The sequence below is a fragment of the Burkholderia sp. BCC1996 genome (assembly GCF_905339955.1).
Classification (GTDB): Bacteria; Pseudomonadota; Gammaproteobacteria; order Burkholderiales; family Burkholderiaceae; genus Burkholderia.
The window spans coordinates 1-1,056 of sequence record NZ_CAJPHM010000084.1; the positions used below are offsets into that span (position 1 = coordinate 1).

1 protein-coding gene and 2 pseudogenes are annotated in these 1,056 nt (G+C 63.6%); all 3 read right to left on the reverse strand.

Annotated elements, in window-relative coordinates:
- A pseudogene (locus tag U4Z64_RS37270) lies at nucleotides 1–98 on the reverse strand (ABC transporter ATP-binding protein); the annotation flags it as partial.
- Nucleotides 98–874, reverse strand: a complete 777-nt coding sequence (locus tag U4Z64_RS37275) for an ABC transporter ATP-binding protein (RefSeq protein ID WP_044845603.1) — start codon at nucleotides 872–874, stop codon at nucleotides 98–100. The pseudogene U4Z64_RS37270 and the gene U4Z64_RS37275, both read right to left, overlap by 1 nt.
- Nucleotides 875–897: 23 nt before the next feature.
- A pseudogene (locus tag U4Z64_RS37280) lies at nucleotides 898–1,056 on the reverse strand (ABC transporter ATP-binding protein); the annotation flags it as partial.

The window sequence follows — 1,056 nt, forward strand, 5'->3', positions numbered from 1 at the left end:
AGCTCGCCCTGGCGGACTTCCATGTCAACGCCCTTGACGGCCTGGATGCCGCCGTAGTTGACCTGCAAGCCCTTGATTTTCAACATTGCCGCTGCCATCAGTGCACCCCTGCGCCGAGATATGCCTCAATCACCTTCGGATTCTTCTGCACGTCCTGCGGCAGACCCTCGGCGATCACCTTGCCGTAATCGAGCACCGTCATCCGGTTGCACAATCCCATCACGAGCTTCACGTCGTGCTCGATCAGCAGGATCGTGCGGCCGTCCGAGCGGATCTTGTCGAGCAGGCGCGTGAGTTCGACCTTCTCGGTCGCGTTCATCCCGGCCGCCGGCTCGTCGAGCGCGAGCAGCTTCGGGTCGGTCGCCAATGCGCGCGCAATCTCGAGACGGCGCTGGTGGCCGTACGACAGGTTGCGCGACGTGTAGTCCGCGTACTGCAGCACGCCGACGTACTCGAGCAGCTCGATCGCGCGTTCCTTGATCTCGCGCTCTTCCTGGCGCTCGGCCGGCGTCTGGAACACCGCGCCCAGCAGGCCGTGCTTGGTCCGCACGTGGCGGCCCACCATCACGTTCTCCAGCGCCGTCATCCCGCCGAACAGGCGGATGTTCTGGAACGTGCGCGCGATGCCCGTCTTCGCGACCTGGTGCACCGCGGTCGGCTTGTATTCCGTGCCGTCGAGCTTGAACTCGCCGGAGTCCGGCGTGTAGAGGCCCGTGATCACGTTGAAGAACGTGGTCTTGCCGGCGCCGTTCGGGCCGATCAGGCCGTAGATCTCGCCTTCCTTGATCTGCAGGCCGACGTCGGACAGTGCCTGCAGCCCGCCGAAGCGTTTGTTCACGCCCGAGACGGACAGTCGGATTTGCTTGTCGCTCATGTGTGTATCCCCTTGTCCGTTGGTTAAGCGCGCACCGGCTTCTTGCTGTTGCGCTTCGCCAGTTTCGCGATCTTGTCCTCATGCTTCGGCGCCGGCCACAGGCCTTCCGAGCGATACAGCATGATGATCACCATCGCGAGGCCGTACAGCGCCTGACGGATCACTTCGGTGTCGACGATGTC